This is a genomic window from Pseudogulbenkiania sp. AW2-16, assembly GCF_056824575.1.
The window spans coordinates 2,912,080-2,929,800 of the sequence record NZ_CP157668.1 but is presented as its reverse complement, the minus strand read 5'-3'; the positions used below and the strand labels follow the sequence as shown (position 1 = coordinate 2,929,800).

The 17,721-nt window shown below is 64.0% G+C and carries 20 protein-coding genes, 1 other RNA gene and 1 pseudogene; 15 read left to right on the top strand and 7 right to left on the bottom strand.

What is annotated here, in order from left to right:
* Positions 1-39 precede the first annotated feature (39 nt).
* The 6 genes from ABKF58_RS14340 to ABKF58_RS14315 all read left to right on the top strand — a co-directional run bounded on the left by ABKF58_RS14340 (position 40) and on the right by ABKF58_RS14315 (position 7,704).
* On the top strand, positions 40-267 hold the full coding sequence (locus ABKF58_RS14340; protein WP_482581451.1) for a hypothetical protein: 228 nt from the start codon (positions 40-42) through the stop codon (positions 265-267).
* Between the two features lie 204 nt (positions 268-471).
* Positions 472-5,022: an AAA domain-containing protein gene (locus ABKF58_RS14335; RefSeq protein ID WP_482581450.1), complete on the top strand. Its 4,551-nt coding sequence runs from the start codon at positions 472-474 to the stop codon at positions 5,020-5,022.
* A gap of 179 nt (positions 5,023-5,201) precedes the next feature.
* Positions 5,202-5,810, top strand: a complete 609-nt coding sequence (locus tag ABKF58_RS14330; RefSeq protein WP_482581448.1) for an HD domain-containing protein — start codon at positions 5,202-5,204, stop codon at positions 5,808-5,810.
* A gap of 99 nt (positions 5,811-5,909) precedes the next feature.
* Positions 5,910-6,224: a metal-sulfur cluster assembly factor gene (locus ABKF58_RS14325; RefSeq protein WP_008952800.1), complete on the top strand. Its 315-nt coding sequence runs from the start codon at positions 5,910-5,912 to the stop codon at positions 6,222-6,224.
* Positions 6,225-6,226: 2 nt separating this feature from the next.
* Complete coding sequence (locus ABKF58_RS14320) at positions 6,227-7,312, top strand: hypothetical protein (protein ID WP_482584386.1); 1,086 nt, start codon at positions 6,227-6,229, stop codon at positions 7,310-7,312.
* Positions 7,309-7,704 carry a hemerythrin domain-containing protein gene (locus ABKF58_RS14315; RefSeq protein ID WP_482581446.1) on the top strand — a complete coding sequence of 132 codons (396 nt, stop codon included), beginning with the start codon at positions 7,309-7,311 and terminating at the stop codon, positions 7,702-7,704. Before ABKF58_RS14320 ends, ABKF58_RS14315 begins: the two co-directional genes overlap by 4 nt.
* On the opposite strand, the gene bamE is transcribed toward ABKF58_RS14315, so the two are convergent.
* Positions 7,701-7,988: an outer membrane protein assembly factor BamE domain-containing protein gene (bamE, locus tag ABKF58_RS14310; protein ID WP_008952803.1), complete on the bottom strand. Its 288-nt coding sequence runs from the start codon at positions 7,986-7,988 to the stop codon at positions 7,701-7,703. The two genes, ABKF58_RS14315 and bamE, sit on opposite strands and share 4 nt — an antisense overlap.
* 286 nt (positions 7,989-8,274) lie before the next feature.
* Here bamE and ABKF58_RS14305 point away from each other — a divergent pair, with 286 nt between their 5' ends.
* From ABKF58_RS14305 to ABKF58_RS14295, 3 genes are all read left to right on the top strand, one after another.
* A complete protein-coding gene (locus ABKF58_RS14305; protein ID WP_008952804.1) occupies positions 8,275-8,478 on the top strand; it encodes a cold-shock protein in 204 nt (67 codons plus the stop codon).
* Between the two features lie 109 nt (positions 8,479-8,587).
* Complete coding sequence (locus ABKF58_RS14300; RefSeq protein ID WP_482581445.1) at positions 8,588-9,160, top strand: DUF1415 domain-containing protein; 573 nt, start codon at positions 8,588-8,590, stop codon at positions 9,158-9,160.
* Between the two features lie 95 nt (positions 9,161-9,255).
* Positions 9,256-10,020 carry a hypothetical protein gene (locus ABKF58_RS14295; RefSeq protein WP_482581443.1) on the top strand — a complete coding sequence of 255 codons (765 nt, stop codon included), beginning with the start codon at positions 9,256-9,258 and terminating at the stop codon, positions 10,018-10,020.
* A gap of 76 nt (positions 10,021-10,096) precedes the next feature.
* Here ABKF58_RS14295 and ABKF58_RS14290 read toward each other — a convergent pair whose 3' ends face one another.
* Positions 10,097-10,366, bottom strand: coding sequence for a hypothetical protein (locus ABKF58_RS14290; protein ID WP_008952807.1), 270 nt, complete (start codon positions 10,364-10,366; stop codon positions 10,097-10,099).
* 216 nt (positions 10,367-10,582) lie between these two features.
* Between ABKF58_RS14290 and ABKF58_RS14285 the strand changes: the two genes are divergently transcribed.
* The 3 genes from ABKF58_RS14285 (at position 10,583) to ABKF58_RS14275 (ending at position 12,219) form a co-directional block, all read left to right on the top strand.
* Positions 10,583-11,446 (top strand): dienelactone hydrolase family protein, encoded by an 864-nt coding sequence (locus ABKF58_RS14285; RefSeq protein WP_482581441.1) that lies wholly within the window; start codon positions 10,583-10,585, stop codon positions 11,444-11,446.
* 101 nt (positions 11,447-11,547) lie between these two features.
* Positions 11,548-11,646: signal recognition particle sRNA small type (ffs, locus tag ABKF58_RS14280), an RNA gene on the top strand.
* Between the two features lie 243 nt (positions 11,647-11,889).
* Positions 11,890-12,219, top strand: coding sequence for a helix-turn-helix domain-containing protein (locus ABKF58_RS14275; RefSeq protein ID WP_008952809.1), 330 nt, complete (start codon positions 11,890-11,892; stop codon positions 12,217-12,219).
* An 84-nt stretch (positions 12,220-12,303) separates the two neighbouring features.
* Here ABKF58_RS14275 and ABKF58_RS14270 read toward each other — a convergent pair whose 3' ends face one another.
* On the bottom strand, positions 12,304-12,618 hold the full coding sequence (locus ABKF58_RS14270; protein ID WP_482581439.1) for a universal stress protein: 315 nt from the start codon (positions 12,616-12,618) through the stop codon (positions 12,304-12,306).
* Between the two features lie 32 nt (positions 12,619-12,650).
* Positions 12,651-12,752 (bottom strand): annotated as a pseudogene (locus ABKF58_RS14265) (universal stress protein); the annotation flags it as partial.
* Positions 12,753-12,870: 118 nt separating this feature from the next.
* Here ABKF58_RS14265 and ABKF58_RS14260 point away from each other — a divergent pair.
* The 3 genes from ABKF58_RS14260 to xerC all read left to right on the top strand — a co-directional run bounded on the left by ABKF58_RS14260 (position 12,871) and on the right by xerC (position 14,794).
* A complete protein-coding gene (locus ABKF58_RS14260) occupies positions 12,871-13,317 on the top strand; it encodes a thioesterase family protein (RefSeq protein ID WP_482581437.1) in 447 nt (148 codons plus the stop codon).
* A gap of 49 nt (positions 13,318-13,366) precedes the next feature.
* Positions 13,367-13,735, top strand: coding sequence for a hypothetical protein (locus ABKF58_RS14255; protein ID WP_482581435.1), 369 nt, complete (start codon positions 13,367-13,369; stop codon positions 13,733-13,735).
* An 84-nt stretch (positions 13,736-13,819) separates the two neighbouring features.
* Entirely contained in the window at positions 13,820-14,794 is a 975-nt protein-coding gene (gene xerC / locus ABKF58_RS14250) for a tyrosine recombinase XerC (protein WP_482581433.1), read from the top strand.
* A 43-nt stretch (positions 14,795-14,837) separates the two neighbouring features.
* Here xerC and ABKF58_RS14245 read toward each other — a convergent pair whose 3' ends face one another.
* From ABKF58_RS14245 to orn, 3 genes are all read right to left on the bottom strand, one after another.
* Entirely contained in the window at positions 14,838-15,338 is a 501-nt protein-coding gene (locus ABKF58_RS14245; protein ID WP_482581431.1) for a CinA family protein, read from the bottom strand.
* A complete protein-coding gene (gene pgi / locus ABKF58_RS14240) occupies positions 15,328-16,977 on the bottom strand; it encodes a glucose-6-phosphate isomerase (RefSeq protein WP_482581429.1) in 1,650 nt (549 codons plus the stop codon). Before pgi ends, ABKF58_RS14245 begins: the two co-directional genes overlap by 11 nt.
* A gap of 194 nt (positions 16,978-17,171) precedes the next feature.
* Positions 17,172-17,717, bottom strand: coding sequence for an oligoribonuclease (orn, locus tag ABKF58_RS14235; protein WP_008952816.1), 546 nt, complete (start codon positions 17,715-17,717; stop codon positions 17,172-17,174).
* Between the last annotated feature and the right edge of the window lie 4 nt (positions 17,718-17,721).

The window sequence follows — 17,721 nt, the reverse complement described above, 5'->3', positions numbered from 1 at the left end:
TTATCGACTACCATTCAGACTATAAAGGAGGGCGCGATCATGAAATGCTGGAGCTTCGACACCCAATACGGCCCCTTCGACATCGTTCCACTCGACGGGCGCTACCACATCATGCACGACGGCGAGGCGCTCGGCGCCTACCCCACGCCGGAAGACGCCGCGCGGGCGCTGGCCGAGGGCAGTTCGTCCTGGCCGCCGTTCGGCGATCCGCGCGACCTGGGCATCCCGGCCGACCTGGCCCAGTGGCGCAGCCGGCCGCTGACCTGACATTTCCCGCCAAACCGACCATACAACGGATTTTTCCACCCCGCCGCTGTCACTGCCTGTGGCCGCGCGCCTGCCTTGATGCCCTCGCCTGCCTGGGAGCGATGACCTGCGTATAAAAGGTCGGGGGCTTCGCGCTACAATGCGGCATAGATTGTTTTTATACCAATAACCAAACCCATTGCATAAATACGCCGCACCCACCCTATGACCGTCCTGCAACGCCTTGCCGCCCTGATCCAGTTTGTCCAGCACACCGCCCGCCTGCACGCAGCTCCGGTCACCGATCTTGCCAAACACGGCGACTTTCTCGCCCTGGAAGCCGAACTGCACCAACTGCCGGGCATCTCGCTGAACCGCGAGGATGACGAGGGCGAGGAAGTCTGGCTTGCCGTCGAACGCCTGCAGCCGCTGCCCATGCCCCAGCCGGAAGCCCCCTTGCTGCAATGCTGGCTGGAGCCGTCGGCCACACCCCACAAGGGAGCGATCAAACCACCGGCCCTGGCCCCGGCGATCCCTTTCGCGGCGCTGGAAGCATTGGGTTACGTCCGCGGCGAACTGGCCGAGCCGGCCCTCAACGTGACATTGCCCGACTTTTCCGACCGCGCGCGCGTCGAAGCCTTGTTCGAGGCCTACCGCAGCGGCCCGTGGCAGGCCTGGGCCGACGCAGAACAGCGCCGCCAGAAGACCATGGCGCTCTATAACCAGCTGTTCCGCCTGAAACAGACGCTGGACGGCATGATCGCCGACAACCAGCTGGAGATCGTCTGGGGCAGCGGCGTGGCCATCTGGCTGAAGGACGGGGCGCGCCTGTGCTACCCGCTGCTGACCCGGCCGGTCGAACTGGCGCTGAACTCCGGCACCATGGCGCTGGAACTGCGCCCGCGCGACCTGCCCGCCACCCTCGAAGCGGATGCGCTGAACGCGCTCGACGTGGCCGGCCTGGCCGATTTCGAACGCCAGGCGCGCCTGTGGCTGGAAAACGCCACGCACGAGTATTCGCCGTTCGACAGCGCCAGCTACCAGCCCCTGCTGCAAGCCGCCGCCGCCCACCTCGACCCCGACGCCCGACTACTGCCGCGCATCCCGGACACCGCTCCCGCCTCCCTCCCCAGCCCGGACGGCCAACTGCAGCTGGTCGACAGCTGGGCCGTGTTCGCCGGGCCGCGCACCGCCAACCTGCTGGTGCAGGACCTGCAACGCTTCAGCGACACGCTGCCGCCAACGCCCGAGCCCCTTCCTCCGGCGCTGGCCCAACTTCTGAGCGAGCCCTCGAACCAGCATCTCGATCGCCCGCTGCCGGCCTTCCGCGGGCTGTCCGCGGTGAGCGGCAGCACGGGCGACGGCGCGGCGCGCGACCTGTTCTTCCCCAAGCCGTTCAACGACGAGCAGGTGCGCATCGTGCAGATGCTGGAACTGCACGATGGCGTGGTGGTGCAAGGCCCGCCGGGCACCGGCAAGACCCACACCATCGCCAACATCATCTGTCACTACCTGGCCCAGGGCCAGCGCGTGCTGGTGACCTCGATGAAGGAGCCGGCGCTCAAGGTGCTGGAGGAGAAGCTGCCCGACGCCATCCGCCCGCTGGCGATCAGCCTGCTGGCGGGCGAGCGCGACGAAGCCAAGCGCTTCGAGTATTCGGTCAACAAGATCGCCAGCGAAATCCAGTCGCTCGACCGCACCGCGCTGGCGCGCTCGATTGCCGCCCTGGAAGACACCATCGACCGCCTGCACGGCAACCTGCAGCGCGTCGACCGCGAGATCGACCAGTGCGCCGCGCGCAACCTGCAGCCGCTGACGCTGGACGACGAGCAAATCGACCCGCTGCGCGCCGCCGAGCAGATCGGCGCCCTGTCCGAGCGGCTGGCGACGCTGCCGGACGAACTCACCGCCGAGGAACGCCACCGCTCGCAGTTCGACGACGACGCCATCACCCGGCTGCGCGCGGCACGCCGCGAGCTTGGCGCAGCACTCGCCTACCTGCCGCACACCCTGCCCGACCCGGCCGAACTCCCTGCCATGGAAACGCTGCACAAGGCGCATCAGGACTTGCTGCAGGCGGTGCGCTTGCGGCAGGCGATCACCAACGGCGACGTGCCGGCGCTGGCCGACGGCGCACTACACCAAGCCGCAGGGTTGGCCGAAGCCCTGCGCGACTTGTCCGCCCGGCAGGTCGAGATCGCCAGCGCCGCGGCGCCGTGGGCGCGCTCCTGTCTCGACCTGCTGCGCCTGCCGGCCTGCGCGGCGATGTTGCGCCTGCTGGAGGAGTGGGACAGCGCCGCCGAGGCGGAACTGGCGCGCCGCCCACAGTTGCTGCAGCGCCCGGTGACGCTGCCGGACGGGCTGGAGCAGGACGCCGAGCTGGTCGAGGCCATCGGCCAGCTCGGCGCCGGCCGCAGCGCCTTCGGCCTGGCCGGCTGGTTCGGCAAGGGAGAAGCCAAGAAGAGGCTGGCGCAGGTCGAGGTATTGGGCCAGCCGGCGCAGACGAGCGCCGACTGGGGCCGGGTCGCGGCCCATCTGCAGCATCGCCAGGCGCTGCGCCGCCTGCTGCTGCGCTGGAACGCCATCGCGACCGAGTTCGGCGCCGAAACCCTGGCCAGCACCGACCCGCTGCTGGTGGAGCGGGCCCGCGAGCGCTGCCGGCTGATCCGGCGCATGGCCGAGGCGGTGCAACTGGAAGCCGAGGTGCTGCCGCGCCTGCGCCACAGCCTGCCCGACGCGGCCTGGCCGGAGACCCTGCTGGAGCAGCCGGCACGCCTGCTCGAGGCCCAGCGCATCCTGCTGCACCACCTCAGCTGCCAGCGCCTCGAAGGCGCCGCCACGCTGCGCGAACAGTTACTGGCGCTGAGCCGCCACAGCGGCGGGCCGTGGGCGGAACAACTGGCCGCCCTGGCCGATCAGCTCGGCACGCCCGAACTCGACGCCGGCACGCTGGCTGAAACATGGCAAGACCTCTGCCGGCAACTGGCCGCGCTGCACGCCCTGCGCCCCGCGCTCGACACCGTCCGCACCGAGGTGCGGCGCATCGCCCAGTCCGGCGCCCCGCTCTGGGCGCGCCAGCTCTGTCAGCAGCCCGCCGGCGCCGAGTCCGACCCGCTGCTGCCGCAGGACTGGGCGGCGCTGTGGCAGGCCAAGCGCCTGCGCCACGCGCTGCAGCAACTGGACACCCGCGCCCGCCTCAAGACGTTGGCCGAAGAACGCCGCCAACTGGAAAAACAGCTGGCGCACAGCTACCAGGAATTGGTCGCCCAGCGCACCTGGCTCAAACTCGCCGACAACGCCACACCCGAGGTGCGCAGCGCGCTGGGCCTCTATTCCGCCGCCATCCGGCTGATCGGCAAGGGCACCGGCAAGCGCGCGGTACGCTACCGCCGCGACGCCCGCGCCGCCGCCGCCAAGGCCACCCCGGCGATTCCGTGCTGGATCATGCCGCACTACCGCATCGCCGAATCGCTGCCGGCCGAGCTGGGCTGCTTCGACCTGGTGATCATCGACGAGGCCTCGCAATCCGACCTCAGCGCCCTGCCCGCGCTGTTGCGCGCCAGGAAAGTGCTGGTGGTGGGCGACGACAAGCAGGTCTCGCCGGAGGGCGTCGGGCTGGAAGAAGACAAGGTGCTGACGCTGATGCAGCGTTTCCTCGGCGATCAAGTCGCGCTGTACCGGCCGCTGATGACGCCGGAGCGCTCGATCTACGACCTCTTCAAGGTCGCCTTCGCCGCCAGCGCGGTAATGCTGAAGGAGCACTTCCGCTCGGTCGGCCCGATCATCGAGTACGCCAAGCGCGAGTTCTACCACCACGAGCTCAAGCCGCTGCGTCTGCCCACCGCGAACGAGCGGCTTGACCCGCCGCTGATCGACGTGCTGGTGGAAGACGGCCACTGCGGCAACGACAACAGCAACCGCGCCGAAGCCGCCTTCATCGTCGAGGAAATCCGCCGCCTCGCCGCCGACCCGGTCACCGCCGGGCGCTCCATCGGCGTGGTGTCGCTGCTGGGCGACAAGCAGGCGATCAAGGTATGGGAGCTGATCCGCGAGGAGCTGGGCGAGGCGCTGATGGCGCGCCACGACATCGCCTGCGGCGACGCCCGCACCTTCCAGGGCAAGGAGCGCGACATCATGTTCCTCAGCATGGTGGTGTCCGGCAAGCCGCACGCGGTAACGCGCGACAGCTTCGCGCAGCGCTTCAACGTCGCCGCCTCGCGCGCCCGCGACCGCATGTACCTGGTGCGCAGCGTCGAAATCAGCCAGCTGAGCCCGGCCGACGAGCTGCGCCGCAAGCTGATCGAGCACTTCCACACCCCCTATCTGCTCGACCAGCAACAGGTAACCGACCTGCGGACGCTGTGCGAATCGCCGTTCGAGACCGAGGTCTACGACGAACTGACCGGGCGCGGCTACAAGATCACGCCGCAGGTCAAGGTCGGCGGCTTCCGCCTCGACCTGGTGGTGGAGGGCGACAACGACGCCCGCCTCGCCATCGAGTGCGACGGCGACCGCTACCACGGCGCCGCGCAATGGCCCGACGACATGCGCCGCCAGCGCATCCTGGAGCGCGCCGGCTGGCAGTTCTGGCGCTGCTTCGCCTCCACCTTCGTGCTGAACCGCGAGGCGGTGCTGCAAGACCTGCTCGCCACCCTGGCTGCGCGCGGCATCGCCCCGCTGACCCAGGCGCGACGGGTGGCCAGTCCGCACGTCGAACGGCGCACCTTCCGCGCCAGCCCCAGGTCCAGCCAAGCGGAAGACGCCGTCCCGGCCTGACGACAAGGTTGGCCGAAGCCCGACAGACGGGGCTTCGGCGGCTGCCGCCAAAGCATGTCGCCGCATTGAAATCGGCCACCCTGTTCATGGCCAGGGATAACACCCCAGCAAGGCAACGGTTCAGCCCGCTCCGGAAGCCCTGTATCATCACACCATCCCGACACACCCAAGTACCCGCCATGACCCCGGACTACACCCAGCTGGAACGCCAGATCGCCTTCATCCTGGAAATCGACAAGCTCAAGGGCGTGCTGCGCAAGAACAAGCCGATCACGCTGGAGCGCCACGAAAACTCCGCCGAACACAGCTGGCAGGTCGCGCTCTTGGCCATGGCGCTGCAGCCGCACGCCGATGAGCCGCTCGACATCGACAAGGTCGTCCGCCTTTTGCTGGTGCACGACATCGGCGAAGTCGACACCGGCGACACCATCGTCTACGCCGAAGGCGGCGAGGCCGAGCGCAAGGCCGCCGAACTGACCGCCGCGAAGCGCATCTTCGGCCTGCTGCCGCCGGACCAGGCCGTCGAGATGCTGGCACTGTGGCAGGAATTCGAAGCCAACCAGACCGCCGAAGCGCGTTTCGCCAATGCCATGGACCGGCTGATGCCGATGCTGCTCAACCTCAACCGCGAAGGGCAAAGCTGGCGCGAAAACGGCATCCGCAAAGAGCAGGTCATGGCCAAGGCCGTCAGCAAGGTGCAGGCCGGTTGCCGGCTGGCCGGCGACTGGGTGGCAGCTCAGGTCGATGCCGCCGCCGAGAAAGGCTACTTCGACCCGACACGGAACTGACCCACTCCGGCAGGACGGAAAAACTTGAGCGCGCTCATGGAAGACTCGCGGCACCAGGGACTACGCTCCATAGCATGAACCACCCCACTGGAGAGCATCATGTCCCTGCCTGACGACACCGCCGTGCTGAACGCACTGAGCGAGGTGATCGACCCCGAGATGGGGGTCAACATCGTCGACCTCGGGCTGATCTACGGCATCGAACGCACCGAGCGCGGCCTGACGGTACGCATGACCATGACCTCGCCGGCCTGCCCGATGGGCGCCATCATCGAAGAAGACGTCCTGGCCGAACTGCACCACCTCGTACCGGGCGCCGAGCTTGCCGTGGAACTCGTGTGGGAACCCGCCTGGACGCCAGAGCGGATGAGTGACAAGGCGCGCTACATCCTCGGCTGGGAGGGCACCGCGTGAGCATGGCAGCCAGTCCGCGCCCGGTCTGGCTATTGTTGCTGGTGCCGGTACTGCTGGCCGCGGCCCTGCTGGGAGGGCTGGCGCGCGTGGGCATGATGCTGCCCGCCCTGCCGGCGGAAGCCCCCCTGTTTCACGGCCCCCTGATGGTCTCCGGGGTATTCGGCGCCCTGATTTCACTGGAACGCGCGGTCGCCCTGCGCCGACGCTGGGCCCTGCTCGCCCCGCTCTGCGCCTTCTGCTCCGGCGGCCTCTTGCTGCTGGGTGGGCCGTGGTGGCTTGCCGCGGCCGGCTTCGCACTCGCCAGCGCCGGGCTGTTGGCGGCCTCGTGCGTTATCTGGCGTATCCAGCCGGCCGACTTCACCCGCCTCCTGGCCATCGCCGCCCTCCTCTGGCTGGTGGGCAATCTGGCCTGGCTGGCCGGACAGCCGGTATGGAACGTCGTCGGCTGGTGGCAGGGCTTCCTGCTGTTGACCATCGTCGCCGAACGCCTGGAACTATCGCGCCTGCTGCGCCGCCCTCCCCACGCCGCCCCGTTGCTGAACGGACTGCTGCTCCTGTGGCTGCTGGGCATGCTGGCCAACGCGCTGACGCCACGCCTTCCCGGCTTGCCGCTGGTCGGGCTGAGTCTGGTCGGCATGGCCGCCTGGCTGGCCCGCTACGATCTGGCGCGGCGCACCGTGCGCCAGCAGGGCCTGCCGCGCTACATCGCCGCCAGCCTGCTGGCGGGCTACGTCTGGCTCGCTGTCAGCGGACTACTCCTGCTGGGCGGCCAGGTACTGCAACCCGGCCCCGGCTACGACGCCGTGCTTCACGCCCTGTTCGTCGGCTTCGTGTTTTCCATGGTGTTCGGCCATGCCCCGGTCATCCTGCCGGCGCTGACCGGCTGGCGCGTGCCCTATCGCCCCCTGCTGTACCTGCCGTTGGCATTGCTGCACGGTTCGCTGCTGCTGCGCCTCGCCGGCGACCTGCTGGGCCGCTTCGAGTGGCGCCAGGCAGGCAGCCTGCTCAACGGCATCACCCTGCTGCTATTCCTGGCCCTGATGATCGCCCTGGTCCGTCTCGGCAAAACCCCAAAGAGGCCTGCATGAAACGCCACCCCGCGCTGGTCCCGCTCTCGCACGAGCATCACCACAACCTGTCCTTTGCCCAGCGCCTGCGCCGGGCTTGTTCCGACGCCGATGCAGCCGGATGCGAGGCGCTGCTCGAAAACTTCCGCCAGCATTACGCTGCACCGCTGGAACAGCATTTCCAGCTCGAAGAAACCTGGCTGCAACCCCACCTGGATGAAGCAACAAGCGCACGCCTGCTGGCCGAGCACCAGGAGTTGCGCGCGCTGGCCGCGGCGCCTGCGACCAACCCTGCCAGGCTGGCCGAAGCACTGATCTCACACGTGCGCTTCGAAGAACGCGAGCTGTTTCCGTGGCTGGAACAGCACCTGCCTCCCCAACTGCTGGCCGAGCTGCAAGAGAAACTGGGCTAGTACGCCGACGTCGTGGCCGCCGTATCGATTTGTTTGCTGACAACCTTGTCGTTGACGAAGCGCACCGTAATCACGGTCTTGCCGTGACGCCAGGTCGCCGTCCCGCCAGAGAACCCCAATAGGCTGGCACTGCTGACGTCGGCAGGCTCTCCCAGTAGCTCGACCACCTGCTGCCGGGTCATATCCTCCTGAATTTTCTCGAAATTGGCCGGCGTTACCTTGCTGCAGGCAACCAGGAACAAAGCAAGAAGCGTTACAGCAAACAGCTTCCACAGGGCTTTCATAAATCATCCTCGAGGGCTGGACGGAAGGGCCACAGCATAACAAAAGGCAGCCGCGCCGCCAGCCCAGTGCGGGCACAGCCGGATGGCCGTGTACAGCAACTATTTTCCGATAGCACACAGAAATCGCTTGCCTTGCGCGACAACTCGGTGCACTATCCTCCACGCAAGATTTTCAAGTCGTAGATGTGTAGTTGTCGTCGTGGCCTAAGTCCGTACCTCAGTTCGCCATTTCCCTTGATTTTCATGCACTTAGTTCATATTGTTATTTTTATAGATGGGAAATACCATGGCAACTGGTACCGTTAAGTGGTTCAATGACTCCAAAGGCTTCGGCTTCATCACCCCGGACGAAGGCGGCGACGATATCTTCGCTCACTTCTCCCAGATCAAAGCCAATGGCTTCAAAACCCTGGCCGAAAACCAGCGTGTAAGCTTCGACGTGACCATGGGTCCGAAGGGCAAGCAAGCCTCGAACATTCAGCCGCTGTAATTCTTACTGCGACTAAGCGTTCCAGAAAAAACCCGGACTGGTTCCGGGTTTTTTCATGCCCGTCTACAATGAAATCCCACCAACGACACCACCCTCACCGGACCGCGACATGACTACTCCCAGCGACAGCGACAACGACATCATCACCGCCACCCGTCAATGGGTGGAAAAAGCCGTCATCGACCTCAACCTGTGTCCGTTTGCCAAGTCCGTATACGTCAAGAACCAGGTACGCTTCGTGGTGAGCCATGCCCCCCACATCGACGCCCTGCTGGAAGAACTCGAGCGTGAACTGCAACTACTGGACGAAACCGCCCCGGAAGAGATCGACACCACCCTGCTGATCCACCCCGACACGCTCACCGACTTCCTGGATTACAACGACTTTCTCGATCTCGCCGACAACGTCGTCGAAGAACTGGGTTACGCCGGCACCCTGCAGGTGGCCAGCTTTCACCCGGACTACCAGTTCGAAGGCACCGACAAGGACGACATCGAGAACTTCACCAACCGCTCCCCCTACCCCACGCTGCACCTGCTGCGCGAGAGCAGCATCGATCGTGCCGTCGAGGCGTTCCCCGAGGCCGACGCCATCTACGAAAAAAACATCGCGACGATGAAGGAACTCGGGCACGAAGGCTGGGCCGCCCTGGGTCTCCACCCCCGCGCCAAACAACACTAAACCTCGGGACAGGGAAATGACGCCGCCGCGCTCGCTTGCCGCGGCTCGCGGCGGCATGCTACATACGGCAACACCGTTACAGCCGCAGATTCCCCATGCCTCATCTCCCGCAGCCCCTCTCCCGCCTGCTCCCGCTGTGCCTCTGCAGCCTGCTGCTGGCCTGCTCCTCGCCGCCCGGGAAGAAGCCGGTTGGCAGCGATGGCTTCAGCGTGGAGCAACTCGGGCAAAGCGATGGTAACCGCGTCGCCAACCTCACCATGCGTGACAACCTCGACAGCCTGAGTCTGCTGCTCGACAAACTATACAAGCGCAATCCATCCAGTTGGCGCGCTGGCGGCGCGGACAGTCGCGACGAAGCTCATCGGCAAATCATGGAAGCCATTCGCCGCAACCAGCCCCTCCCAGCTCTGGGCAAGGTGCGCTCGGTGGCCGCCCTCACCACGGCATTCGATCCACACTTCAAGGGCGACCGCGCCGGCACTCTGATCTACGGACTGGGAAGCATGCTGCTCGACTGTTACGACGGCAAGACCGAGCACTACCTGCTGGACGGTCTCGACGCCGGCAAGCTCGCCAATGCCTCCTACAATGTCGAAGTGGCGGCCTGGCTGTTATCCAACCGCAAAGGTGACGACGGCAAAGCCATGCTGCGAGCCAACGAACTCAGCGATAGCGAACAGAACCTCAGCTTCGAACGTGAATTCGGCAAGATCGTCGGCCGGCTGGACCTGCTGGCCGCCTTCTCCGATGAAAAGTATCGCCGCGCCGCCATCAACTACAGCCAGGCCTTGCTCGGCGCCCCCTTGCTACAGTTCCTACCACTCGATGCAGCCGCCGCCACGGCGGCCACACGCCCCTGACTGCCATTGCCACGGCCACACCAAAAGCAAAACGGCACATTAATGTGCCGTTTTGCTTGCCATCGTCCGCTCCAACTCAGGCGGACAAGCCCTTCTTCAACAGTTCTACGGCCAGATCGCTCATGGCAAGCTGGCGCTCTTGAGCCAACGCCTGCAACTCCTTGACCAGATCTCCCGGCAGCTTCACCGCGAAAGGCACCAGGCCCTGAGCCTGATCGAGCTTGCGACGTTCCTTCTTATCCAGCACTTCGCCCGCCTGCTGGCTGTAGCGGGCAGGCACGCCGGCCTGAGCCATCTTGCCGTTGATCTTCAGCCCCTTGTTCTTTTCCAGATCCGTTCTTTTCATGTGCACTCTGCCTTGTCATCATCTTTCAGTAATGCGTGCCATTCTACACCCCGCCCCGACACTCGGCCCCACCTTTGTCAGCCAGCATCGAACGGCACTACATCACGATGCGGCCGAGCTTTCCCTGGTCAGCACGCCGCCGGAGCAAGCCCCGCCACCCCAGCTAGTTTGCAAAGCTGGATTGATCTAGCATGGATTACCCCCTGGAGAGTTACCATGCCCCCACCGTCAAACCTCCCGCCCCACCCTGATGACGAGCGCCGACACTTCTTGCAACTGGCCCTGGGCGCCGGTTTCGCACTGGCCGTCAGCCCGGCCTCGGCCACCGTCATCACTACCGACAGCCAGAACCTGAGCACAGGCTCGGTCGGCGTGCCGGTCAAGGATGAAATCCTCCCCGCCTACATGGCCCGCCCCGCCAACGCAAAAGGAACGCTACCCGTCGTCCTGGTGGTACAGGAGATTTTCGGCGTTCACGAACACATTCAAGACCTCTGCCGGCGACTGGCCAAAGCCGGTTACCTCGCCATCGCCCCTGAACTCTATTTCCGCCAGGGTAATCCTCGGGAATACCCCTCGACCGAAGAACTCCTGGCCAAACTGGTCGGCAAGGTCTCCGACCAGCAGGTGCTGCAGGATCTGGACGCCACGCTCGCCTGGACGCACAACCATGGCGGGGATAGCGAGCGCACAGCCATCACCGGCTTCTGCTGGGGCGGCCGTATCGTCTGGCTGTACGCCGCCCATACCGACGCCATCAAGGCTGCAGCGGCCTGGTACGGAAAACTGACTGCCAGCAGCAGCGCCATGACCCCCAGGCACCCACTGGATCTGGCGGATCAATTGAAGGCGCCTGTTCTGGGACTCTATGGCGGACTCGACAGCGGCATCCCCCTCGACACCGTCAAGGCAATGCAGGACAAGCTGGCCAAAGCAGGCAGCCCCTCCCGCCTGATCGTCTACCCCGACGCCGGCCACGGCTTCAATGCCGATTACCGACCAAGCTACAATGCAGCCGCCGCACACGACGGCTGGGCCAAAATGCTGGCCTGGTTTGCCGACCACGGCGTCAAACCATGAAACCCGCCGTGCAATTTGCTGGGAAAGCAAAAATACCCTGAAAGCCCGCAATAATCGCTTGGCAAACTCATGTTAAAGGGATATAATTTTTAACTCTCAATGGCGGGCCTCCCCGCATTGCACAATAGCGAACCTGGTCAGGTCCGGAAGGAAGCAGCCACAGTTATTCAGTGCAAGTGCCGGGGGTCGGGCTCGCCACCCCTCCCTTCTTTTGTTGTGCACAGCCCAGCCCGTCAGCGCCGGACGATTCCCTGCACCCATCGATCCAGCAACCTGTCCTGCGGCTTGAAACATAAGAAATATGGAATATTCCATGAGCGATGACGGGAACTATTTTTTTTGTACGCTCTAATATTCCTAATGGATTTTTTCTGCTATTTTTTATATAGCAGTACCCAATAAAAACACTTATCAAGACCGGTTACCAATTTACGAGGCTTACCATGAAACTGTTTGAGAAGATCACCAACCCCCGCGAGATCCGGCGAAAGCTCGGCCTGAACCAGCAGGAATTCTGGAGCCGTATCGGCGTCACCCAATCCGGCGGCTCCCGCTATGAAAGCGGCCGCAATATGCCCAAACCGGTACGCGAACTGCTTCGCCTGGTTCATGTTGAGCAAGTCGATCTGGCCCGGGTACGCCGTGAGGATTTCGAGATCGTCGAATACCTCAAAGAGACCCACCCGGACCTCTACAAGAGCCTGCGCAAAGCCGTGCGTGCCAAACTGGACGCCACGGAAGGCTCCTCGTCGTCGGAATCGGTTGCTAGCTGATCATCGTCAGCACCATCCCATGACATCTCCCCGGTGAACCCCACCGGGGAGATGGTGATGCGCAACACCGACCTCAGCCCCGGTTCAGTCGCCGACGTTACGCACCAGCAAGACCGGGACTTCGACCTGCTTTAGCACGCCCTCTGCCACACTCCCCATCAGCAGATGCATCAGGCCGCTCCAGCCGTGCGTCCCCATGACCACCAAGTCCGCCTGCCAGTTCTGCAAGTCTTCAATCAATACCGACGCAATCTTGTCGCCCCAGCTCTCGAGAATCTTGCCCTCGACCTGAACACCCATGGCCTGCGCCTTGGCTTCAGCCTGAGACAGCACCTTCTCGCCGGCCTGCTTGATCGAAGCCTGTAGTTCGGAAGCATCGAGAAACTCCGTCCCCCCCATCCAAACTGCGCCAGGTCGACAACATGCGCGAGGCACACCTTGGCACCGACTTCTTTTGCGAGCTTGCAAGCCTCAGCCAAGGCCAGGTTGGAAGTTTCGCTATCATCCACCGGTACGTAAATTCGCTGATACATGACATGCTCCTTATCTGATAACCCCTGACTACCACACCGTACCAAATCCGCCACGTTTCATTGTTGATGCAGGTTAAGGACGTGAGTAGACTCTGCCGTATTTGAAGCAGAATCGATCATGGCCCGTATCCAGATTCCCCTGCCGGAGACATTCGTCTTCGAAACAGCCCTCGATATCAGGATAGGTGATATCAACTACGGGGGACATCTCGCCAACGACGCCATACTGCGGCTGGCCCACGAAGCGCGGCTGCGGTTCTTCAAGGCCTACGGTTATACCGAGCTCGATGTAGAGGGGCATGGCATCATCATGACGGATGCCGCTATCGTCTACAAGGCAGAGGTCTTTCATGGCGAAAACCTGATCTTTCGTCTGGGACTGACCGACCCCAACAAATACGGTTTCGATCTGGTTTATCAGGCAAGCCATGACAAGACCGGGCAAGAAGTGGCAAGATTGAAGACCGGAATCGTCTTCTTCGATTACGGCAAGCGGAAAATCGTGCCCATGCCCGACATGTTTATGACGCGCTTTCCGCGAGAACAACAAGGAGGAATGGCATGATGAGACCCTACCCCCTAACAGTGCCGAAGCCATTGCCCGCTTGCTGGCCATGTTCCTGGTCACTGACGGCGAGATGGATCACCACGAAATCGAAGCACTGGAGGAGTTGAACGCCTACGAGGTGCTTGGCCTTGGCCGCAAGCAATTCATGGACGTGCTGATCAGCTACTGCGACGACATCTCGGACGAAGCCGATGAACAGGATGGCACGATCCATCTCATCGACAAGCAGCGCATCGACAATCTGCTGACCGATGTCACCGACCGCAGCCGGCGCATTCTTGCCTGCGCCCTGGCCATCGACGTCACCAAGTCCGACGGACAGATCAGCGATCCGGAGATGGCCCTGCTGCGCTACATGATGGACTCGTGGGAAATCACGCTCGAGGATATCGAGAACGAATTCGTCAGGCAGTAAGGTTCGCCGAGCCCCACCCCAGAGCCGCCCCTTATCTCGCCGGGCGGCTTTTTACTTTGTCCTGACTTCAGAGAACGTTGCATCATGAGCACAGGCCCGCAGGACACGCCCGACCCAAGCCCCGACCACAGCGCTCCCTCGTCCACGAGCTGGGAGCAGCGGATCGCCGGCTATGACCAGTCGCTGCAGCTTGCTGGCAAGAGCCCGCACACGCGCAGCGCCTACCGCCGCGACCTGCAGGCGTTGGCCGCACTGCAAGGGGCGCAGGATCCTGCCACCCTCACCGCACAACAAATCCGCCTCGCCGTGGCACGGCTCCACGCCAAGGGGCACATTGGCCGCAGCCTGGCGCGCATGCTGTCCGCCTGGCGCGGATTCTTCGACTGGCTGATCGAACAGGAAAAACTCCCAGCCACCAATCCCTGCCAAGGAATTCGCCCCCCCAAAAGCCCGAAGACGCTTCCCAAGGCCCTGCCCGTCGACGCCACCAGCGCCCTGCTCGACGCCCCGATCGACCCTGAGGATGACCTAACCCTCCGCGATCAGGCCATGCTCGAGCTGCTCTACTCATGCGGCTTGCGCCTGTCGGAGCTGACCGGGCTCGACCTTGCCGATCTCGATCTGGGCGAGGGCCTGCTCACCGCCCACGGCAAGGGCAACAAGACACGCATCCTGCCGATCGGCCGCCAAGCCCGGCAGGCGCTGGAACAATGGCTGGCAATCCGCCCCTCCCAGCCAGGCGAAGGCGCGGTATTCACCGGCAAGAGCGGGCGGCGGTTGTCCGGACGGCAGGTGGAGAAACGGCTGGAACAGTGGGCGCAGCGCCACGGCAGCGACCGCCATGTCCATCCCCACATGCTGCGCCATTCTTTTGCCAGCCATCTACTGCAGTCTTCAGGCGATCTGCGCGCGGTCCAGGAGCTGCTGGGCCACGCCAACCTGTCCACCACGCAGATCTACACCAGCCTCGATTTCCAGCACCTGGCCAAGGTCTACGATGCCACCCACCCACGCGCCAAGCTAGACGAGAGCCCCCCTCACTCCGACGACAAGGCATAAAAAACGCCGGACGAACCGGCGTTGTGACCTCTCGAAGCGATCGTCAGGCGGACAGCGGCTGACGATCGATCAGCTGTATCAGGCGAGACAGCGCCGTTTCCACCGTCTGCCGGCGAACCTCGAGCCGATCGCCGGCAAAATGGCAGACGAAGGCCTCGGCTGCACCCTGACGGCCAGCCAGGGCGAACCATACCGTCCCCACCGGCTTCGCCACCGAGCCGCCTGCCGGACCGGCGATACCCGACACAGCCACCGCCCAGTCGGCCCCGGAGTGCAGCAGCGCCCCGGCCGCCATTTCCCGCACGGTCCGCTCACTGACCGCGCCGTCTTCGGCCAACGTTTCAGCGCGCACGCCGAGCATCTGCTGTTTGGCCTCGTTGCTATAGGTGACAAAGCCATAACCGAACCAGGCCGAGCTGCCTGCGATATCGGTCACGGCCCCGGCAATCCGGCCGGCCGTGCAAGACTCGGCCAGCGTCAGGCACTCCCCTCGATCCAACAGCAGTTCGCCCAGTTGGCGAGCCAATTCCATCTCAGCACTCATGACGACTCCGGAAATGGGCAATCAGCCCGTTGGTGGAACTGTCGTGCGCCAGCGCGCCTTCGGACGAGAGCTCCGGCAGGATGCGCTGCGCCAGTTGCTTGCCGTACTCGACACCCCATTGGTCGAAGGAATTGATTCCCCAGATCACACCCTGCACGAACACCTTGTGCTCGTACAAGGCCATCAGCATGCCGAGCGCGTGCGGCGTCAGCTTATCGAGAGCGAGCGTGTTGGAGGGCTGATTGCCGGGAAACAGTTTCTGCGGCAGCAGCATGTCGAGCCGGTCACCCGGCAGGTCGGACAGCTCCGACATCACTTCGGCCTCGGCCTTACCGCGCATCAGCGCCTCGGTCTGCGCCAGGCAGTTGGCCACCAGCACGGCATGCTGGTGGTCGACCCGATAGTGGCTGTTCATCGGGATGATGAAATCACACGGCACCAGGCGGGTGCCCTGATGCAGCAACTGGAAGAAAGCATGCTGGCTGTTCACGCCCTCCTCACCCCAGATCACCGGCCCGGTCTTGAAGTCGAGCCGCTCCCCGAAGCGCCCGACACGCTTGCCATTGGACTCCATGTCCAGTTGCTGGATGTGAGCAGGCAGGCGGCGTAGACCATGGTCGTACGGCATGATGGCGTGGGTATGGGCACCGTAGAAGGTGTTGTACCAGACACCGATCAGCGCCAGGATCACCGGCATGTTGCGCTCGAACGGAGCGCTGAAGAAATGCTGGTCCATGGCATGACCGCCAGCCAAAAACTCGCTGAAGCACTCGAATCCGACTGCCAGCATCACCGGCAGGCCGATGGCGGACCACACCGAGTAGCGTCCCCCCACCCAATCCCAGAATCCGAACATGTTTTCCGGGTCGATGCCGAACGCCTTGACGGCGCCGGCGTTGGTCGACACCGCGACGAAATGACGCGCGATATCCGCCTCCGTTGCCGCCTGCAGGAACCACTGCCGCGCCGCCTGGGCATTGAGCAAGGTTTCCGGCGTGGTGAACGACTTGGACGCCACGATGAACAGGGTGGTACGCGGGTCGAGCTTCTCCAGGGTGCGGGCGATATGCTGACCGTCCACGTTGGAGACGAAATGCACCGCCAGCCCCGGATGCGCATACGGACCCAGCGCTTCGGCCACCACCAGCGGCCCGAGATCGGAACCGCCAATCCCCAGATTGACCACGTCGGTCACCGGTAGGCCGGTATAGCCGCGCCATTCGCCGGCGCGCACCCGTTCGCTGAACGCGCGCAGACGTTGCAACACGGCGTGCACCTGCGGCACCAGGTCGACACCGTCCACTTCCAGCGCCGCATCAGCCGGAAGGCGCAGCGCGGTATGCAGCACCGCGCGATCCTCGCTCACATTGATACGCTCGCCATGGCGCATCGACTCCATCCAGCCCCGCAGATTCACCGTTTCGGCCAACTCGAACAGCAGTTCGAAAGTCCGTTCGGTCATGCGGTTCTTGGAGTAATCCAGCAATAGGCCGTCGACTTCCAGTGAAAAGCGGCCGAATCGCTGCGGATCCAGCTGAAACAGTTCGCGCATGTGCATGTGGCGCGTGGCGCGCTGGTGCTGATGCAGCTTGGCCCAGACCGGTGAACCGTTGATGTCGTGACGACGGTAGTCCAGCATCGAAAAATCCAGTTGATGACGGGAAGACAGCCCGCCGGGAAAAGCGGGCCGGAAAACCAGCCGGCAAAAGAAATCATCGGGGATTCCCTGCGGCCATCGCCGCACCCTCAGGCCGGGCCAGGCAGCACAGCCGTACCCGTGGCACGGTGGGCAGCACTAGGCCGGCTGAGGGCAGCCGATTTATTCACAAGCCATCAGAGTTTGATGAAGTGCTCGCGGTAGTACTTCAATTCCTCGATCGATTCGAGGATGTCGGCCAAGGCCTGATGACGGCCTTTCTTCACCACGCCGCGCGCCACCTCGGGCTTCCAGCGCTTGCACAGCTCCTTCAGCGTCGACACGTCGAGGTTACGGTAATGGAAGAAGGCTTCGAGCCGTGGCATGCCGCGCGCCATGAAACGGCGATCCTGGCAAATCGAGTTGCCGCACATCGGCGAGGTCTTGGCCGGCACGTACTCCTGCAGGAACGCCAGCATCTGCTCCTCGGCATCGGTTTCGCTCAGGGTCGAGGCCTTGACCCGTTCGATCAGCCCCGAGCGGGCGTGGGTGGACTTGTTCCACTCGTCCATGCCATCCAGCACGCTGTCGGGCTGGTGAATCGCCAGCACCGGCGACTCGGCCAGCACGTTGAGCTGGCCATCGGTCACCACCACGGCAATTTCGATGATGCGGTCGCTATCGGGATTCAGGCCCGTCATTTCCATGTCGAGCCAGATGAGGTTGTTTTGATCTTGTGCCATACTG

Coding starts and splice junctions, on each gene's coding strand:
- ABKF58_RS14340 (WP_482581451.1), top strand. CDS start 40: ATGAAATGCTGGAGCTTCGACACCCAATACGGCCCCTTCGACATCGTT.
- ABKF58_RS14295 (WP_482581443.1), top strand. CDS start 9,256: ATGCCTCATCTCCCGCAGCCCCTCTCCCGCCTGCTCCCGCTGTGCCTC.
- ABKF58_RS14330 (WP_482581448.1), top strand. CDS start 5,202: ATGACCCCGGACTACACCCAGCTGGAACGCCAGATCGCCTTCATCCTG.
- bamE (WP_008952803.1), bottom strand. CDS start 7,988: ATGAAAGCCCTGTGGAAGCTGTTTGCTGTAACGCTTCTTGCTTTGTTC.
- ABKF58_RS14325 (WP_008952800.1), top strand. CDS start 5,910: ATGTCCCTGCCTGACGACACCGCCGTGCTGAACGCACTGAGCGAGGTG.
- ABKF58_RS14260 (WP_482581437.1), top strand. CDS start 12,871: ATGGCCCGTATCCAGATTCCCCTGCCGGAGACATTCGTCTTCGAAACA.
- orn (WP_008952816.1), bottom strand. CDS start 17,717: ATGGCACAAGATCAAAACAACCTCATCTGGCTCGACATGGAAATGACG.
- ABKF58_RS14290 (WP_008952807.1), bottom strand. CDS start 10,366: ATGAAAAGAACGGATCTGGAAAAGAACAAGGGGCTGAAGATCAACGGC.
- ABKF58_RS14305 (WP_008952804.1), top strand. CDS start 8,275: ATGGCAACTGGTACCGTTAAGTGGTTCAATGACTCCAAAGGCTTCGGC.
- ABKF58_RS14335 (WP_482581450.1), top strand. CDS start 472: ATGACCGTCCTGCAACGCCTTGCCGCCCTGATCCAGTTTGTCCAGCAC.
- ABKF58_RS14275 (WP_008952809.1), top strand. CDS start 11,890: ATGAAACTGTTTGAGAAGATCACCAACCCCCGCGAGATCCGGCGAAAG.
- xerC (WP_482581433.1), top strand. CDS start 13,820: ATGAGCACAGGCCCGCAGGACACGCCCGACCCAAGCCCCGACCACAGC.
- ABKF58_RS14270 (WP_482581439.1), bottom strand. CDS start 12,618: ATGGGGGGGACGGAGTTTCTCGATGCTTCCGAACTACAGGCTTCGATC.
- ABKF58_RS14315 (WP_482581446.1), top strand. CDS start 7,309: ATGAAACGCCACCCCGCGCTGGTCCCGCTCTCGCACGAGCATCACCAC.
- ABKF58_RS14300 (WP_482581445.1), top strand. CDS start 8,588: ATGACTACTCCCAGCGACAGCGACAACGACATCATCACCGCCACCCGT.
- ABKF58_RS14245 (WP_482581431.1), bottom strand. CDS start 15,338: ATGAGTGCTGAGATGGAATTGGCTCGCCAACTGGGCGAACTGCTGTTG.
- ABKF58_RS14255 (WP_482581435.1), top strand. CDS start 13,367: ATGTTCCTGGTCACTGACGGCGAGATGGATCACCACGAAATCGAAGCA.
- pgi (WP_482581429.1), bottom strand. CDS start 16,977: ATGCTGGACTACCGTCGTCACGACATCAACGGTTCACCGGTCTGGGCC.
- ABKF58_RS14320 (WP_482584386.1), top strand. CDS start 6,227: ATGGCAGCCAGTCCGCGCCCGGTCTGGCTATTGTTGCTGGTGCCGGTA.
- ABKF58_RS14285 (WP_482581441.1), top strand. CDS start 10,583: ATGCCCCCACCGTCAAACCTCCCGCCCCACCCTGATGACGAGCGCCGA.